This window comes from Verrucosispora sp. WMMD703, assembly GCF_049178935.1.
Taxonomy (GTDB): Bacteria; Actinomycetota; Actinomycetes; order Mycobacteriales; family Micromonosporaceae; genus Micromonospora; species Micromonospora sediminimaris.
Window position 1 is genome coordinate 861,642 of record NZ_JBMHMM010000004.1, and the last position, 17,047, is coordinate 878,688.

Annotated in this window: 14 protein-coding genes; 6 read left to right on the plus strand and 8 right to left on the minus strand. The window is 71.7% G+C overall.

The features are described from left to right. Positions 1-180: 180 nt before the first annotated feature. The 3 genes from ACN26Z_RS04645 to ACN26Z_RS04655 all read right to left on the minus strand — a co-directional run bounded on the left by ACN26Z_RS04645 (position 181) and on the right by ACN26Z_RS04655 (position 4,420). Positions 181-1,788 carry an ABC transporter permease gene (locus ACN26Z_RS04645; RefSeq protein WP_421459987.1) on the minus strand — a complete coding sequence of 536 codons (1,608 nt, stop codon included), beginning with the start codon at positions 1,786-1,788 and terminating at the stop codon, positions 181-183. Further along, positions 1,785-2,726 carry an ATP-binding cassette domain-containing protein gene (locus tag ACN26Z_RS04650; RefSeq protein ID WP_421459989.1) on the minus strand — a complete coding sequence of 314 codons (942 nt, stop codon included), beginning with the start codon at positions 2,724-2,726 and terminating at the stop codon, positions 1,785-1,787. Before ACN26Z_RS04650 ends, ACN26Z_RS04645 begins: the two co-directional genes overlap by 4 nt. A gap of 83 nt (positions 2,727-2,809) precedes the next feature. After that, complete coding sequence (locus ACN26Z_RS04655) at positions 2,810-4,420, minus strand: potassium/proton antiporter (protein WP_282240181.1); 1,611 nt, start codon at positions 4,418-4,420, stop codon at positions 2,810-2,812. Between the two features lie 311 nt (positions 4,421-4,731). On the opposite strand from ACN26Z_RS04655, the gene ACN26Z_RS04660 reads away from it, so the two are divergent. After that, positions 4,732-5,487 (plus strand): potassium channel family protein, encoded by a 756-nt coding sequence (locus ACN26Z_RS04660; protein ID WP_282240180.1) that lies wholly within the window; start codon positions 4,732-4,734, stop codon positions 5,485-5,487. A gap of 215 nt (positions 5,488-5,702) precedes the next feature. Continuing rightward, positions 5,703-8,354: an HAD-IC family P-type ATPase gene (locus tag ACN26Z_RS04665; RefSeq protein WP_421464525.1), complete on the plus strand. Its 2,652-nt coding sequence runs from the start codon at positions 5,703-5,705 to the stop codon at positions 8,352-8,354. A gap of 45 nt (positions 8,355-8,399) precedes the next feature. Here ACN26Z_RS04665 and ACN26Z_RS04670 read toward each other — a convergent pair whose 3' ends face one another. Together ACN26Z_RS04670 and crcB are read right to left on the minus strand one after the other, a co-directional pair. Beyond that, positions 8,400-8,774 carry a fluoride efflux transporter FluC gene (locus tag ACN26Z_RS04670; RefSeq protein ID WP_421459992.1) on the minus strand — a complete coding sequence of 125 codons (375 nt, stop codon included), beginning with the start codon at positions 8,772-8,774 and terminating at the stop codon, positions 8,400-8,402. Continuing rightward, on the minus strand, positions 8,771-9,253 hold the full coding sequence (crcB, locus tag ACN26Z_RS04675) for a fluoride efflux transporter CrcB (protein ID WP_421459994.1): 483 nt from the start codon (positions 9,251-9,253) through the stop codon (positions 8,771-8,773). The genes ACN26Z_RS04670 and crcB overlap by 4 nt, the downstream gene beginning before the upstream one ends. A 193-nt stretch (positions 9,254-9,446) precedes the next feature. Here crcB and ACN26Z_RS04680 point away from each other — a divergent pair, with 193 nt between their 5' ends. The 3 genes from ACN26Z_RS04680 to ACN26Z_RS04690 all read left to right on the plus strand — a co-directional run bounded on the left by ACN26Z_RS04680 (position 9,447) and on the right by ACN26Z_RS04690 (position 13,212). After that, the gene (locus ACN26Z_RS04680) at positions 9,447-9,782 is read left to right on the plus strand and encodes a YnfA family protein (RefSeq protein WP_093408611.1); all 336 of its coding nucleotides are present in this window, start codon (positions 9,447-9,449) and stop codon (positions 9,780-9,782) included. Between the two features lie 307 nt (positions 9,783-10,089). Next, positions 10,090-11,970 (plus strand): ABC transporter ATP-binding protein, encoded by a 1,881-nt coding sequence (locus ACN26Z_RS04685; protein WP_421464527.1) that lies wholly within the window; start codon positions 10,090-10,092, stop codon positions 11,968-11,970. 141 nt (positions 11,971-12,111) lie between these two features. Continuing rightward, positions 12,112-13,212: an L-dopachrome tautomerase-related protein gene (locus tag ACN26Z_RS04690; protein ID WP_421459996.1), complete on the plus strand. Its 1,101-nt coding sequence runs from the start codon at positions 12,112-12,114 to the stop codon at positions 13,210-13,212. A 42-nt stretch (positions 13,213-13,254) separates the two neighbouring features. Here ACN26Z_RS04690 and ACN26Z_RS04695 read toward each other — a convergent pair whose 3' ends face one another. The 3 genes from ACN26Z_RS04695 to ACN26Z_RS04705 are packed head-to-tail and all read right to left on the minus strand — an operon-like array spanning position 13,255 to position 15,711. Next, on the minus strand, positions 13,255-13,884 hold the full coding sequence (locus ACN26Z_RS04695) for a copper resistance CopC family protein (protein WP_421459998.1): 630 nt from the start codon (positions 13,882-13,884) through the stop codon (positions 13,255-13,257). 16 nt (positions 13,885-13,900) lie between these two features. Beyond that, a complete protein-coding gene (locus tag ACN26Z_RS04700) occupies positions 13,901-15,121 on the minus strand; it encodes a Dyp-type peroxidase (RefSeq protein WP_421460000.1) in 1,221 nt (406 codons plus the stop codon). Beyond that, positions 15,118-15,711 carry a copper chaperone PCu(A)C gene (locus ACN26Z_RS04705; RefSeq protein ID WP_421460002.1) on the minus strand — a complete coding sequence of 198 codons (594 nt, stop codon included), beginning with the start codon at positions 15,709-15,711 and terminating at the stop codon, positions 15,118-15,120. Before ACN26Z_RS04705 ends, ACN26Z_RS04700 begins: the two co-directional genes overlap by 4 nt. Positions 15,712-16,662: 951 nt before the next feature. On the opposite strand from ACN26Z_RS04705, the gene ACN26Z_RS04710 reads away from it, so the two are divergent. Continuing rightward, positions 16,663-17,043 (plus strand): hypothetical protein, encoded by a 381-nt coding sequence (locus ACN26Z_RS04710; RefSeq protein WP_093408485.1) that lies wholly within the window; start codon positions 16,663-16,665, stop codon positions 17,041-17,043. Positions 17,044-17,047 lie beyond the last annotated feature (4 nt).

The window sequence follows — 17,047 nt, forward strand, 5'->3', positions numbered from 1 at the left end:
GACGGCCGGCCGCGTTAGGCATTGGTCCGGATACAACACCGGTATCCGGACCAATCCCCGCCTTGCCGGACCGCCGCCTGGACTCCGCCTCGGCTCGACCGAGGACTTCGACGCAGGGCCTAGGCCCTTACCTGCCGCTCGACACCGGTCGCGACGCTCCCCGGCGACGACGGGCGTTGTTCATCCCAGCAGGTCGCGACGCCGGTGGCCGAGCCTGCCGAGGGCGGCGGCGAGCACCGCGATCCCGACCATGATCCACCACGCCGGCCAGGCGGGCGACTCGGCCGGGACCGCCGCCAGATGGGTGAACGGTGAGATCGCGGACACCCACCCCGGAAGGTCGGCGCTGTCGGCGAGCACCTGGAGCAGGAACCCGCCGATCGCGGGTAGGACACCGACGGCCGCGGTGGCCCGGGGCAGCCAACCGAGGGCGAGGATCGCCGCGCCGAGGCAGAGCAGCACGACCGGCAGCACGTGCCAGGTGCCGGCCAGGGCGGCGGCCAGCGGCAGTGGGGCGTCCACCAGATAGGCGCCGAGCCAGGTCGCCGTCGCCGCCACGGTGACGAGCACCGCCACCCCGCCGAGGGCGGCCAGCGTCTCGGCGGTCAGCAGCCGGTTACGGCTGACCGGCTGTGCGTACAGCGACGTCAGCCGGCCGTCCGTCTCGGCGGCCACGAACTCGGCGAGCCGGGACGCGGCGAAGACCCCGACCGGCACGGCGAGCAGGACGAACAGGGACGCGGTGTAGCCGCGTACGCTGCCCAGTTCGGTGAAGCCGGCCTGCGCGGCGAGTTCGGCGAAGCGCGGATTGTCCGCCAGGAAGTCGGTCATCGACGTCGCCAGCAGACCGATCAGCAGGAAGTACGCGCCGATCCCGGCGGACCAGCCGGCCAGCGGGCGCGACATCCGGCGTACCGCGAACCCGTCGACCGTGCCGAGCAGCCATTTGCGGGGCGGCCGGCCGGCCGGTGCGGCGACCAGCCCGGCCCGCACGTCACGACGCCCGCCCAGCGCTGTCGCCGCCGCGCCGACCAGGAGCGCCGCACCGGCCAGCACGAGCAGGGGCAGCAGCCGGTCGTCGCGGTAGGGACGGACGAGGGCGAGCAGCCCGTACGGCGACAGCCAGCGCAACCACCCCAGCGCGGCGACGCCGTCCCCGACCATCCGGGCCAGCAGTCCGACGCCGAGCACGGCCAGGGCCGACCCGCTCGCCCCGGCCCGGGTCGGCATCACCTGCGCAGTCAACAGCGCCGTCGCCACGGCGAAGAGGGCGACCAGCACGAGACCCGCCGCGTACCGAAGGGCGCCGCCCAGTGGCGTGCCGGCCGCGACGAGCACGATCCCGGCCGCGGCTCCGGCGATCACCACTGCGGCATTCAGGACGGCGAGGTGCCGACCGAGCACGGCCGGCACCGTCAGCCGGCCAGCCAGCAGGAGGTCCCACCGGCCGCTCTCCTCCTCGCCCCGGGTGACCCGGGTAGTGGCGAGCACCCCCCAAACCGAGAGCAGGACGGCAAGTACGGTGCCGGTCCGCCAGACGGTGAAGCCACCCGGGGTGTCCAGCGCGAACGGTTCACCGAACAGGGTGCGGACCGCCGGGTTCTCAGCGAGGGCGGCCAACGCGGCGGCATCGAGTGTGGTGCCGGCCGTGCTCTCGTACCCGGCGACGACGACGGCGGTGATGCCTCCCGTCACCGCGGACACGACGAGCGCGGGCCGACGGACCTGGCGCAGGGCGAGCCGGGTGACGGCGGCCCTGGCGGCGCCTCCGCCTCCGATGGCGGTCACCGACTCCCCTCCCCGTAGTAGGCGAGGAAGATCTCCTCCAGCGTGGGCTCGCGCATGGTGAGGGTGGTGAGGTCGGCCCCCGCCAGTGCCCGCAGGGCCGGGCCGGGCGGCCCGGTGAGGGTGAATCGCAGCGCGGCCCCGTCGACCTGGACGCCGTCGATGCCCGCCACGCCGGTCAACTCCGGTACCGGGCCGGCGAACCGCACCAGCACCTCGGTGCGGTGCAGCCGCCGCAACTCCGGGATGGTGGCGACGTCGACGAGGCGCCCGGCGCGCAGGATGCCCACCCGGTCGCAGACAGCTTCCACCTCCGCCAGCTGATGGGAGGAGAGGAACACCGTGCTCCCGGTGTCGCGGGCCTCGTTCACCGCGCGGCGGAACTCGCGTTCCATCAGCGGGTCCAGGCCGGCGGTCGGCTCGTCCAGGACGAGCAGCGGCGCCCGGGTGGCGAACGCGGCGATCAGGGCCACCTTCTGTCGGTTGCCGGTGGAGTAGGCCCGTCCCGGCTTCGACAGGTCGAGGGCGAACCGGTCCACCAGTTCGTCCCGGTAGGCGACGTCGACGCCTGGCCCGGTGGCGCCGAGCAACTCCAGGATCTCCGCGCCGGTGAGCTGCGGCCAGAGCGTCACATCGGCCGGCACGTAGGCGAGCCGCTGGTGTGCCGTGGCCACCTCGGCGGCGGCGGTACCGAAGATCCACGCCTGGCCGGCGGTCGGGCGGGCCAGGCCGAGCAGCAGCCGGATGGTGGTGGACTTGCCGGCGCCGTTGGGCCCCAGGAAGCCGAACACCTCACCGGCGTCGACGGTCAGGTCGAGATCGTCGAGGGCGAGCAGGGAACCGTACCGCTTGCTCAGGTGCTCGGTGCGGATGGCGGGCGGGTGCACGGCGGCCTCCGAGAGGTTGTTGAGGACACGACCGCCGACCAGGCTTCCCGGCACACCAGCCTCACCTTAGGCCCTGTGTCGAGTACCTGGCCGGCCCGCGTCGGGCCCAGGCGACGGCCGGCCACTCGCCGTGCGGGTCAGCCCGCCGACGGGACGAGGGCCGACGGCGACTCGTCACCGGTGTCCGGCGATGGTGCCGCGCGCGGCGGGATCGTCGGGGTCTCCGGGGGACGCCGGATCCTGGCCGGCCGCTCCGGGTCGCCGGTCTCGCCGCGCCAGTGGGCGAGCCGGCCGGCCCGGGCGACCGCCCGCAGACGGCGTTCCGCCCGGTCCCGGACGTGTGGGGTGGTGACCACGAGCAGCTGATCACCGTGGCGCAACCGGGCGTCCGGCTCGGGTACGAAGGCGGTCCCGTCGCGGACCACGAGGGTGACCGCGGCCGGTGGCGGCAGCCGCAGCTCGCGGATGTGCACGCCGTGCATTTGGGAGTCGGGCTCGACGGTGAGGTGCAGCAGGTCCGCGTCGATGGCGTCCAGCGGCGCGGACTCGACCTGCAGGTCCGGACCGATCCCGGCCGAGCTGAGCCGCAGGCGTTTGGCCAGCCACGGCAGCGTCGGAGCCTGCACCAGTGTGAAGACCACGACCAGCACGAAGACGATGTTGAACAGCTGTTCGCTGGCGCCGACGCCGGCCACGACGGGAATGGTGGCCAGCACGATGGGCACCGCGCCCCGCAGCCCAGCCCAGGACAGCAGCACCTGTTCGCGCAGCGGAATCCGGAACGGCAACAGGGTGACCAGCACCGACATCGGGCGAGCGAGCAGCAGCAGTACCAGACCCACGGCGAGGGCGGGCAGGATCGCGGCGGGCAGTTCGCTGGGATTGGCCAACAGACCGAGCATGACGAACAGGCCGATCTGCGCGATCCAGCCGAGCCCCTCGGCCACCGAGACCGTGGCGCGGCGGTGCGCCAGCCGGGCGTTGCCCAGGATCAGCGCGGCGAGGTACGCGGCGAGGAAACCGCTGGCCTGGACGAGCCCGGCGGCGGCGAAGGCGAAGATGCCACAGGAGAAGGTGGCGATCGGATAGAGGCCCGATGCGGGCAGGGTGAGCCGGCGCAGGAACCACACTCCGGCGAGGCCGATCGCGACGCCGACCGCGCCACCGATGCCGAGCTGGTAGACCATCTGGACCAGCAGTTCCACCGGGCTGGTCGAGGTCAGTCCGGTGGCGCTGAAGGCGAGTACCAGGATGACTGTGGGTGCGTCGTTCAGCCCCGACTCTGCCTCCACCAGCCCGGCCAGTCGCCGGGGCAACGGCAGGGTGCGCAGCACCGAGAAGACCGCCGCCGCGTCGGTGGAGGACACCACCGCGCCCAGCAGCAGAGCCAGCTGCCACGAGACGTCGAGCAGCAGGTGCGCGCCGAGGGCGGTGACCCCGACGCTGATCAGCACACCGACGGTGGCGAGCGCGGTCGCCGGTGCCAGTACCGGTCGAATGTCGGAGAACCGGGTGGTCAGGCCACCCTCCACCAGGATCACCGCAAGCGCCGCAGTGCCCAGGGCCTGCGCCAGGGCGGCGTCGTCGAAGCGCAGGCCGAGTCCGTTCTCGCCGAGCAGCAGCCCGATGCCGAGGTACGCCAGCAGCATCGGTACGCCGACCCGGGTGGCCAGCCGTGCGGCGGTGACGCTTACCAGCACGGTCGCCGCCGCGGCGATCATCAGCAGGTAGACCTGTTGCAGGGTCATCCCGGAACCCGTCCCAGCCGCAGTCGACCCATGCATCCGCTCCCTCACGCTCGCGCCCGCTGTGGGGGTACAACGCCGACCCCCGCCCCCACGGGCCGCACAGCCGGCACGCCCGGCTCTGCCAGCCGGGCGGCGACCCGTGCCACGGTGTGTCCCCGCGCTCACGTTACCGGGCGAGCAGCCACCGAATGCCGAGCGTGACGGTGACGCACTGTCCGGACGATCTGCGGACCGCCTGTGGGGTCTCGTGTCCGGCTGCGCGACCATGGCCCGGTCACGCGTACGACGACGGAGCAGACGGGAGCCGGCTCATGGGCGGCGGGACAGCACAGCGGACCGATCGACTGGAGGCATGGGAGCGGGTCAGCGCCGCACCGCTCACCGTGCTGTCCGTGGTGTTCCTGGTGGTGTACGCGGCACCGATCCTGCGTCCGGACCTCAGCCCGGCCTGGCGGGCCGCCTGTTCCGCCACGACGGTCATCGTCTGGGCGCTGTTCTGGGCGGACATCCTCGTTCGGCTGCGGCTGGCCACGGACCGGCGGAAGTTCCTCCGAGAACACCTGTTCGACCTCGTGGTGCTGACGCTGCCGATGCTGCGACCACTGCGCGCGGTACGCCTGGTCATGGTGGTGCTGACCATCAATCGCCGCACCGAGGTGTGGGCCCGCGGCCGGCTGGCCGTCTACGTCGCCGCCACCACGGCACTGCTGGTGCTGGTCTCCGCGCTGGCGGTGCTGGACGCCGAACGACTCGCGCCGGACGCCAACATCACCGCCTTCGACGACGCGTTGTGGTGGTCGACGGTCACCATCACCACCGTCGGTTACGGCGACTTCTACCCGGTGACCACCGCGGGGCGATTCGTCGCCCTCGGTCTGATGATCGGTGGAATCGGCCTGATCGGTTTCGTCACGGGTTCGCTGGCGACCTGGATCGTCGAGCGCGTCGCGGCTGGCGCCGACAAGCCGGCGGCGGCCACCAGCGACGACGTGGCGGCCCTGCGTGCCGAGATCGCCGCCCTGCGGCGGCACCTCGACCCCGATTCGGCCGAGCGCACCAGCGGCTGAACGGCGACGGCCGACAGCGCGTCGGCCGTGATCGGGCGTTCCGGCCTGCTCGGTCGAGTTTGTCCCGGAAGATGGTGGATGCGGTGTCCGGCCCGCCGCCGGGGCGGAAGGCGGCGACCCGGGTCGGCGGCGCGGGTCCGGTTCTCTTCGTCGGCGGGGTGACGGTGACGCTCGAACAGTCAGCGGGGACGTCGCGATCCGACGAACACCACGGCATGTCCACCCACGAGGTGGTGCTGCTGCTGGAGACGGACCCGCAGCGCGGCCTGAGCGACGCCGAGGCCGCCCGGCGGCTGGACCGGTACGGGCCCAACGTGCTGCCCGCCGCCGGTGGTGGCGGCCTGCTGCGTCGGATCCTGCGGCAGTTCCACAACCCGCTCATCTACGTGCTGATCGCGGCAGGCGTGGTCACCGCGGTCCTCGGCGAGTACGTCGACTCGGCCGTGATCCTCGCGGTGGTGCTGATCAACGCCGGGATCGGCTACGCCCAGGAGTCGCGGGCCGAGGCGGCCCTGGACAGCCTGCGCTCGATGGTGCGTACCGAGGCGCGCGTGATCCGCGACGGCGAGCTGCGGGCGATCTCCTCCGACGACCTGGTCCCCGGTGACCTGGTAGTGCTGGAGGCCGGCGACAAGGTGCCGGTGGATCTGCGGTTGGTCCGGCTGGCCGAGCTGCGGGTCGACGAGTCGGCGCTGACGGGCGAATCCGTACCGGTGGACAAGCTGGAGGCGGAGCTGCCGGTGGGCACACCGGTCGCCGACCGGCGCAACATGGTCTGGTCGGGCACGCTCGTCGCGGCCGGCGGCGGCGCCGGCATCGCGGTGGCCACCGGGGCCGAGACGGAACTCGGCCAGATCCACCGACTGGTCGGTGCGGCGGAGGCGCTGGCCACCCCGCTGACCCGCAAGCTGGCCCGGTTCAGCAAGGTGCTGACCGTGATCATCCTGGTGCTGGCGGCGGTGACCTTCGCCGTCGGTCTGCTCCGCGGCCAGGACGCGGTCGAGACGTTCACGGCGGCCGTGGCGCTCGCCGTCGGCGCGATCCCCGAAGGGCTGCCGGCGGCGGTCACCATCACCCTGGCGATCGGGGTGACCCGGATGGCCCGTCGACGGGCGGTGATCCGTCGTCTGCCGGCGATCGAGACGTTGGGCAGCACTACTGTCGTCTGCTCCGACAAGACCGGCACGCTCACCGAGAACCAGATGACGGTCCGGGCGCTGTGGACCCCGGACGCCGAGTTCGAGGTGACCGGCGCCGGCTACCGGCCGGAAGGGGAGGTCCGCGACGAAGGCCGGGGCGGCGAGGCCCTGCGCTGGTCGCTGCTGGCCGGTGCCGGATGCAACGACGCGCGGGTACGCGAGCAGGACGGCGAGTGGCTGCTGGCCGGGGATCCGACCGAGGGCGCGATGCAGGTGGTAGCGGCCAAGGTGGGCATCGACCACGGTCGGCTGTCCGCCGACTATCCACGCCGGGACACCATCCCCTTCGACTCGAAGCGGCAGTACATGGCGACGTTGCACGACGAGCGCGCCACGGGCCGGACGGTGGTCCTGGCCAAGGGGGGCGTCGAGCGGATCGTGTCGATGTGCCGGGGCGAGATGGGTGCCAACGGTCAGATCCGCCCGCTCCGGGCCGACGCCGCGCTCCGGGCGGCCGAGGAACTGGCCGGTCGCGGGCTGCGGGTGCTGGCCACCGCCGTACGACCACCGGACGGTCCGGACGACGGTTTCGACGAGGTCGCGCTGCCCGGCACCCTGGTCCTCACCGGGTTGCAGGCGATGCTCGACCCACCCCGCAGCGCCGCCGCCCCGGCGGTACGGGCCTGCCACTCGGCGGGCATCAACGTCAAGATGATCACAGGCGACCATGCGGCGACCGCCGGTGCCATCGCCGGCCAACTCGGGCTGCTCGACGCCGAACGTCCGGACCGGGTGGTCACCGGCACGGATCTCGAAGAGTTGCCCGCCGAGGGGTTCGGCGAGGCGGTGGACCGGGCCGCCGTCTTCGCCCGGGTCTCCCCGGAACAGAAACTCCGGCTGGTCGAGACCCTTCAGCAACGAGGCCACGTGGTCGCGGTGACCGGCGACGGGGTCAACGACGCCCCCGCGTTGCGGCAGGCGAACATCGGCATCGCGATGGCCCGGTCCGGGACCGAGGTGGCCAAGGAAGCGGCCGACATGGTCCTCACCGATGACGACTTCGCCACCATCGAGGCCGCGGTGGAGGAGGGCCGCGGGGTCTTCGACAACATCACAAAGTTCATCGTCTGGACGCTGCCGACGAACCTCGGTGAAGGGCTGGTGGTGCTGGTCGCCATCGTGCTGGGTGCCACGCTGCCGTTGCTGCCCACGCAGATCCTCTGGATCAACATGACCACCGCCGTCCTGCTCGGCCTGATGCTGGCCTTCGAGCCGAAGGAGCGCGGCATCATGCGACGGCCGCCCCGCGACCCGGCCCGGCCGCTGCTGACCGGCGCTCTGGTGATCCGGATCGTGCTGGTGGCCACGTTGCTGGTGGCCGGCGCGTGGTGGGTGTTCCAGTGGGAGTACTCCAACGGCGCCGATGTCGCACAGGCGCGTACCGCCGCCATGAACGTCTTCGTCGTGGTCGAGACGTTCTACCTGTTCAGCTGCCGGTCGCTGACCCGTTCGGCATGGCGGCTCGGCTTCTTCACCAACCGCCTGCTGTTGCTCGGCGTCGCCGCGCAGGCGCTGTGCCAACTCGCCATCACGTACCTGCCACCGATGAACACCATCTTCGGCACGGCACCGATCGGGCCGGACGTGTGGTTGCGCATCCTGGCCGTCGGGGCGGTTTCCGCAGTCGTGGTCGCCATCGACAAGCGGCTGCGCCACGATCTCGGCTGAACGGCCGGCACGCCGAGGAGCCCGGTCACCGAGAACGCGCGACGGTCAGGCCCACAGCGCCTCGGCGAGGGCGACCCCGACGAACGCGGCGCCCAGCGCGGCGACGACGCTGACGCCAGCGTTGACCAGCGCGGGAAAACGGGCACCGTCCTCGAGGAGCCGGATCGTCTCGTAGCCGAAGGTCGAGTAGGTGGTAAGCGCACCGCACAGACCGAGGCCGAGCAGGTTGACCAGGGAACCGGGCACCGCACCCACCGCGGCCCCGCCGATCAGGACACCAAGGAGGAGGGAGCCGACCACGTTGGCCGCTAAGGTGCCCCACGGAAAGACGGAGTCGTGACGTCCCTGCACCGCCCGGTCGACGAGGTAGCGCAACGGTGCGCCGACAGCGGCACCGAGCGCCACCAGGATGATGGTCATCCGGCGCTCCGCTTCCGGTTCACGCCGGTCGCCAGCCGGGTCAGGGTCACGCCCAGCCGGACGGCGGCGAGGGCGGCGACGAGGGTACCGGCGAGATACAGCAGGCCGGTCCGGGCCGCGCCGGCCGCCACCGCCTGCTGCACCTCGACGGCGTACGTCGAGAAGGTCGTGTAGCCGCCGAGCACGCCGACGCCGAGGAAGGGCCGGACCAGTCGGTGCGCGGCCCACACCTCGGTGATCAGCACCATCAGCGTCCCGATGAGCAGACAGCCGGAGACGTTGACGGCAAAGGTGGCCCAGGGGAAGCCGGACGGCGGATGCGGAAAGGTCACCGTCAGCCCGTATCGCGCCAGCGCGCCGACCATCCCGCCGACGGAGATCGCGGCGAGCAGACTGGCGGTCCCGCCCCGCAGCTCCGCGCGCTGCCGCGGCACACTGAGATCGACATCGGGATCGACGGGCGGTCGCTGCGCCCCCACGGTCACCACCTACCAGTACGCGTCTGCCCTGGCAGGGACCGTTGGCGGCGAGCGCCGCGGTTGTCCCGCACCGGCGGGGTGGCGGGCCCCACCGCCACGGGCACCTCCGGCGGGATGCCCCGTGCAGAGGATAACGCCGCTCGCTGGACGCCGACCCGGGGTGCGGCCAGCCGCTGTCGGTAGGGTGCGGCGGGTGACCGTGCTGCGTTCCGTCCTGCTGTTCGTCCTGGCCGCGATCGCCGAGATCGGCGGGGCCTGGCTGGTGTGGCAGGGCTGGCGGGAGCACCGGGGGCTCTGGTTCGTCGCAGCCGGGGTGCTCGCCCTCGGCGCGTACGGCTTCGTCGCCACCTTCCAGCCCGACCCGAACTTCGGCCGCATCCTGGCCGCGTACGGCGGGGTTTTTGTCGCCGGCTCGCTCGCCTGGGGGATGATCTTCGACGGCTTCCGTCCGGACCGGTGGGACCTCACCGGTGCCGCGATCTGCCTGCTCGGCGTCGCCGTAATCATGTACGCCCCGCGCGGTGCCTGACCCCGCTCGGCTGCCGGGGTGCGCCGAGCGGCGGTGACCGGAGCCCGGCGTCCGGGTCGGGCGGTTCGGCGCGCCGACAGGGCTGGACCACCACCGTATCGACGGTGACGATAAGTAGCTGGTCGATCGCCTTTGGCTATCTCGTTGGTTCGCGTCCCGGCGGCGCCATCCAGCGGGCAGAGGCGATCGCCGCGTGTCGCCGACCCCTGGAGGTGTTTGCATGGCCGCCACGTCGACCCGACGTCGTGACCGAGCGGAACAGGCCGAGCCGTCGGCCGGGGAGTCGGTGCTCCCCGAGATGCGGGCCATGTGGTGGGAGACGGGCATGCGGGCGCGGACCCAGGCCGGTCTGCTCGCCGTCTTCGCCGAACTGCCCCGGCTGATCTGGGCGGCCCTGCGGATCAGCTGGCGGGCCGACCGGCTGCGTACCTCGGTGGTCGCCGTCGCGACGGTCGGTGCCGGCGTGATGTCGGCGTTCGGGCTGCTCGCGACGCAGCGGGTGCTTGTGGAGTTGTTCGCCGGTGGGCCGACCGGGGAGAAGGTGGTCGCCGCGCTGCCGGCGCTCGCGGTGCTGGCCGCGGCGACCGCGACGCGGTCCGGCATGGCGATCGCCACCGGTTACGCCCTGAACGGACTGACGCCCAGGGTCAGCCGGGAGGTGGAGCGAGGGTTGTTCGAGATGACCACGGCCGTGCGACTGGAGGCCTTCGACGCGGACGCTTTCGCCGACGACATGGAGCGTGCCTCCCGGGGCACCGATTCCGCCGTGGATCTGGTTCCCGCGTCGATGAACCTGCTCGCCGGGCTGGTCGGGGTGGTCGCGGTGACCGTGGCAGTCGTGGTGATTCATCCGCTGCTGCTGCCGGCGCTGCTGGTCGCGACCGTGCCGAACGCGTGGGCGTCGCTGCGGGCGGGGCACCTGCGGTACCAGACCTACATCGCCGGCTCGGTCCGGCGACGTCGGATGTGGTTGCTGCACCGGCTGATGGCCGAACGGGCGTCGGCACCGGAACTGCGCTCGTACGGCCTGCGCCGGTTCCTGCTGGACCAGTACGACCGGGTGATGGCGGTGGAGACCGACATCGAGCTGGCCCTGGCGCGTCGGGTGACCACGACGGTCACGGTGGGCTCGATGATCGGAGGCGTCGCCACCGCCGTGGTCTACGCGCTGCTCGGTCTGCTGCTCATCGACGGACAGATCCCGCTTGCGGCGGCGGCGACCTGTGTGATCGCGGTACAGGCGGCGCAACGTTCGCTGGCCGTGGTGACCTTTCAGATGGACCGCGTCTACACCGAGGGCCAGCACTTCCGCGACTACACGGGGTTCATGACCCGCGCCGCCACCTACCTGCCGGAGCAGGCGGTGGCAACGGCACCCGACCGGCTGCGGGAGCTGACCGTGGAGGCGGTGAGCCTGCGTTACCCGGATCGCGACACCCCGGCGGTGGATCGTGTGACGTTGACCGTCGAGGCGGGGCAGACGGTGGCCTTCGTCGGGGAGAACGGATCCGGCAAGAGCAGCCTGGCCGCGATGATCGCGGCCCTGCGTACGCCCAGCGACGGCGTGATCCGCTGGAACGGGCGGCCCCTGTCCGAGTTGGACCGCGACGAGTTGCGTGGTCGTATCGCCGTGGTGACCCAGGAGTACCACAAGTGGCCGTTCACCGCCGCCACGAACATCGCCATCGGGGACATCGACACCGAGGCCCGGCAGGACCGGATCGAGGCCGCCGCCGCCCGGGCGGTCGCCGACGAGATGATCCGTGAGTTGCCGCACGGGTACGAGACGCTGCTCGACCGTACGTTCGCCAAGGGGCAGGACCTCTCCGGCGGGCAGTGGCAGCGGATCACCGCGGCTCGCGGTTTCCTGCGCGACGCCGAACTGCTGGTGATGGACGAGCCGTCCTCGGCGCTCGACCCGCGGGCCGAGGACGCGCTGTTCCAGGCCATCCGCGACCGGCGCGGCCGGGCCACCACCATCCTGATCACGCACCGGCTGGCCAACGTCCGGCACGCCGACCGGATCTTCGTGCTGCATCACGGTCGTCTGATCGAGCAGGGCACCCACGACGAACTCGTCGCCGCCGGTGGTCGGTACGCCGAGCTGTTCACTCTCCAGGCCGCCGGCTACGCGGACACCGACCGCCTGCCCGCGCCCCGGCAACATCGGCACCCTGCCGCCGGCTGACACCCCGCCGGCGCGCCGGGCGAAGAAGCCGCGCCGTCACGTTTGCGTCATCCGACGACGGGAACGGGTGTTGCCCAGGCCGCCTCGGCTGAGACCCGGGCACGGGTCGGGACAGACGCGGCCCGACGGCAGGAGCAGCGGATGAGCGAGCCCGTGTCCGACGAGCCCGTCGGCGAGCTGGAACTGATCCATGCCTTCACCGGGCCGATGCCGACCGGGGTCAGCGTCTCGCACACCGGCCGGATCTTCGTCAACTTCCCCCGCTGGGGCGACGAGGTGCCCGCCACCGTGGTCGAGCTGCGCGACGGCGCCGAGGTGCCGTACCCGGACGAGCGGTGGAACCAGCCGCGAGACGACGACGATCCGGGTGCCTTCGTCTCGGTGCAGAGCGTCGTGGTCGACCCCGTCGACCGGCTCTGGGTGCTCGACACCGGCAGCCCGAAGTTCCAACCGACTCGACCGGGCGGCCCCAAACTGGTCCGGATCGACCTGGGCAGCGACACCGTTGCCCAGGTGATCACCTTTCCGCCGGACGTGGCGCTGCCCACCACGTACCTCAACGATGTGCGCTTCGACCTGCGGCGCGGCGAGGCGGGCGTCGCGTACATCACCGACTCCGCGGTCGCCGGGCCGAACGGGATCATCGTGGTCGACCTGGCCAGCGGTGCCTCCTGGCGACGACTGCACGATCATCCCTCGACCAAGGCGGAGCCACTGGCTCGGTTCCGGCCGGTGGTGGAGGGGAGACCCCTCCTGCAACGGTCGGCCGACGGGCCGCCGACACCGCTGACGATCGGCGCGGACGGGATAGCCATCTCCGCCGATGGTTCCCGGCTCTACTACTGTCCGCTGGCCTCGCGCCAGTGGTACAGCGTCGCCACCGACGCGCTCGCCGACGTCTCGGCCAGCGCGGACGAGGTCGTCGCGACGGTGGTCCACGAGGGCGACAAGGGCACCGGCTCCGACGGCCTGGAGACCGACGACGCCGGACGGATCTACCTCACCGCGTACGAGCACAACGCGGTGCTGCGGCGGCGTCCGGACGGCGAGTACGAGAGTGTCGTCCACGACCCTCGGCTGCTCTGGCCGGACACCCTGTCGGTGGCGGTGGACGGGCACCTTTACGTCACCGCGAACCAATTGCACCGGCAACCCGGTTTCCAGCAGGGCAGGGATCTGCGCCGCAAGCCGTACGCGCTGTTCCGGACCCCGATCGACGCGGGACCGGTGCTGCTGCGCTGAGGCCCGCCGGTGCTGACCGCTGGGGTGCCGCCCCGGCGATGCTCACCGCGCCGGGTTGCCTCCAGTGGTGGACCGGCGGCGCAGCAGGAGCACCGCTGCGGCGGCCACCAGCGCCAGCACGATTCCGCCGCCGGCCAGCAGCGCCGCCGTGCCGGGACCGCCGGAGGAACTGCTCGCGGCCGGGCTGGCGGCTGCGGCGGAGGCGGTCGGTTCGGCGCTCGGGGGCGCCGACGTCGGTGCCGGCTCGCTCACCGTGGGGCTGGGGCTCGGTTCGGCGGTGGCCGTCGGGTCGGCGACGGTGAACTTGTACGACCCCTGCACCGGGTGCCCGTCGGTGGAGACCACCCGGTACGCGACGGTGTAGACGCCGTTGGCCAGCGGCGGCTCGATGGTGATCGTGCCCTTGGTGCCGCTGACCTCCGGCTCGCCGGTGGTCACCTGCTGCTTGTCGGCGTCGCTGAGGGTGATGGTGGTGAACGACGGGTTCAGCTTCTGGAGGAACTCCAGGGTGATCCGGGTCGGTGCCTTCTTCAGCTCGGCGTCCTGCGCAGGAGTGGCCTTGCGCAGCACGTTGTGCGCGTACGCGGGGGCAACCGGCCCGAGCAGCAGCGCGGTGGCGGCCAGCGTGGCGGCGAGGGCGGCGGCGAGCGGCCGGTGAATGCGGCGAGACATGCGGTCATTCTCCTCGTCAGTCGAGCAGTTGCTGACCGACCCAACCACCCTCCGGGCAGCCGGGCGGGACGGCGAAGACGGCGGAACCGATCGGGGTGGTCCACTCGTTGAGCAGGTCCCGCTGGGCGAGCCGCCGCTGGATGGGCAGGAACTGGGTGGCGATGTCGGCCTGGTACGCCGCGAAGATGAGCCCACTGTCCGCGGTGCCGTCGGCGGCGGGTACGCCGTCGTAGTTGTAGGGACGGCGCAGGATCCGGAACCGGTCGTCGGTGACGTGCGCCCGGGTGAGGTGCGAGAAATCCGGGATGACCGTCAGCCCGTCCGGGCCGAGAGCGGCGAAGTCGGGCTCGTCGTGTTCGCGGGTGCCGGTCAGTGGGGCACCGCTGCCCAGCCGCCGACCGACGGCCAGTTCCCGGTCGGTGCGACCGAGCAGGTCCCAGGTCTCCAGGTTCATGCTGATCCGCCGCACCACCAGCGTGGTGCCGTCGCGTAACCAGTCCGGCCCGTCGGCGATCCAGACCGCCGTCTCCACCGGCGTACCCGGCTTCGGATTGGCGGTGCCGTCGAGCTGGCCGAAGAGGTTGCGTTGGGTCCGGCCCGGCTCGGCGCCGGCCGCCCGCCGGAAACCCTGCTGCACCCAACGCACCGTGGCGAAGGGCCGAGTGTCCTTGACCAGGACCCGTTGCGCGTGCGCGACGGTGAGCGGGTCGTCGGCGCAGAGCTGCACCAGCAGATCCCCGCCGGACCAGCGGGATTGCAGCCGGTCGATCGGAAACGCGGGCAGGTCGACCACCGAGGGTGGGCGGCGGTCGTCGAGACCGGCGGCGGTGAACAGGCCCGGGCCGAAGCCGAAGGTGACGGTGAGCCGGGCCGGTAGCAGCCCCAACTCGGGTTCGGTGTCGGCGAGCGCGGGTCGGCCCTGGGTGAGCCGGGCGGCGTCGTCGGAGAGCAGCCGCAGCAGCCGCCCGAGGGCGCCGCGGTCGGTGCCGGGGCGCAGGGTGAAGGCGACGAATGCGGCGTGTGCCTGCGGTTCGGTGGCGATCCCCGCCTGCCGTACCCCGTGGAACGGTTCGACCGCCTCGCCGACCCCCGCCGTCGGCGGCCGCTCCGGCGGGCGTCCCGCTGGCTCGCCGCGGGTGGTGGCTACCGCGGCGGCCCCGACCACCGTGCCACCGGCGGCCAGCGCGCCGCCGGTGAGCAGGCCGCGCCGGCTCACCGGCCGGCTGGTGGGCGTCACGGCGCCGGGCTGTGGCTCGTCGGCATGTCCGGCATCGGCTCCCCGTGCCCGGGTGCGTAGCTCTCCTGCGCCCCGGTGAACGGCTTGGCCACCGCGCGGAACGTCTGGGTCCGCCCGTCGGCGAAGCTGAGGGTGAAGGACAGCTCGTCACCGGCCCGCACCGGCTTGGCGAGGTCCATCAACATCAGGTGGTCGCCGCCCGGTTCCAGCTTGTACTCGCTTTTCGCCTTGATCACCACGCCACCCTGCTTGGCCCGCATCACCATCTTCCCGTCCGCCATCGCCATCTCGTGCAGCTCCATCGGGGAGATCTCCGTGGCGGCACCGGTGATCGTGACATCGGTGTCGCTGTCGTTGACAAACGTGGCGAACGCCGCCGTCATCCCCTCGTCGGCGGCCTTCACCCACGGATCGCGTACGCCCAGCACACCGGCCTCGACGGTGGCTTCGACGGAGGCCGTGGCGGACGGCGTGGGGGTGGTCGACGACTCCCCGGACGACGACTTGCAGGCGGCCAGGGACACGACGAGTGCGGCCCCGGTGAACAGGACCGCTGGGCGCAGGGCCCGACGGGGCAGGAGGCTGGGCATGACTTCCCCTCGAAGATCGATGTCATGAGGTTTGTCGGCCGAGGACGCCTGGAAGTTCCGCCCACCGCCGGGCGCCGACCGTCGTCGCCCCGGGTGGTGGGATCCCCGGCGGAACCTCCGGCCATTATTCGAAGATGTTCCGAAATTCGCCGGTCAGAGGAGTGGGAGCGGGCGCTCGAAAAACTTCTACGAGCCGGAGCGGTGCACGAATGGAGTGCGGGAGTGCGGACTGCGCCACGATTGCGGATTCACGCTTCGTGAGGAGTGCCCACAACCCGAGCCACCAACAGAAGCTGCCGCCTGGCCGGTAAACCGGAGTCGTGACCATGGGTGAACCCGGCCGGAAACCCTCTGGCTGGTAACTGTGCGGCTGGCATCGCCTTCGATGGCCTCTTGACTCACCCTGGGTGACGCTGGAGGGAAGCGCGTCGAGAGAAGGCTGTCGAGTACGGACAGTGCTGGTACGCCTCGATGATCTCGACCGGCGAGAACCACAGATGCCATGAAACGCGCAGAAGCCGCCGATCGCAGCTTTTCTGCCCGTCGGCCCGGCCGTCCACGGAGTCGGTTTCCCGGCATATTCGCTGCTCGGCGCGGGCGACTTCGGGATTGCTGCCGGACCGCACTGTCGCCGAGTGCCCCCACCGGCCGTCTGAAGATCAACGCTGTTCTGGTATAGGCCGTCGCCACTATGGGGTTGCGGAGATCGACGCACATCGGCCAGGATGTTGGTGCCACACAGTAATCCATCTGTGTAGGCCACACGGGGTTTCAAGGTTCGAGGTTCTTGGTCGCTCACTGCGTTATTCGCCGAGCGCCCAACTTTCCCTATCTGGGGCCTTTTTACGCCCGCGACCACGGCCACTTGGCCTCAGAGTCGTGCCCGTTTCGTGGGCGCCTCTCTCGGAGCCTCACATATCCGAGGAGCGGTGTATGAAAGCAAAAAGCATCATGGCGGCAACCCTGGTTGGCATTGCCGCCGCCGCCTTGGGCGGAACCGCCGCCCAGGCGGACAAGGGGGATGGTAAGGCAGCGTGCAACCGGGCTGAGATCTGCTTTGACTTCGCCTGGGACGACTTCATGACGAGCTCCTTCCAGCGTCATTTCTGGTACAACGACGCTGACCACTCGAACGACATCTGGGGCAACGTTCCCGACGGGAACACCAGCCTGTGGGTGGCCAACACCGCCGGGGGCCTCTGGAACCGGGACACCGAGTGCGCGGTGACGGTGTACGACCTGTCCAGCTACCGCACGCCGTACACCACGTTCCCACGTGACTTCCGGAGCCCGATCAGCGCGCGGAACAACTCGCACAAGCGTTGCGCCTGAGGCA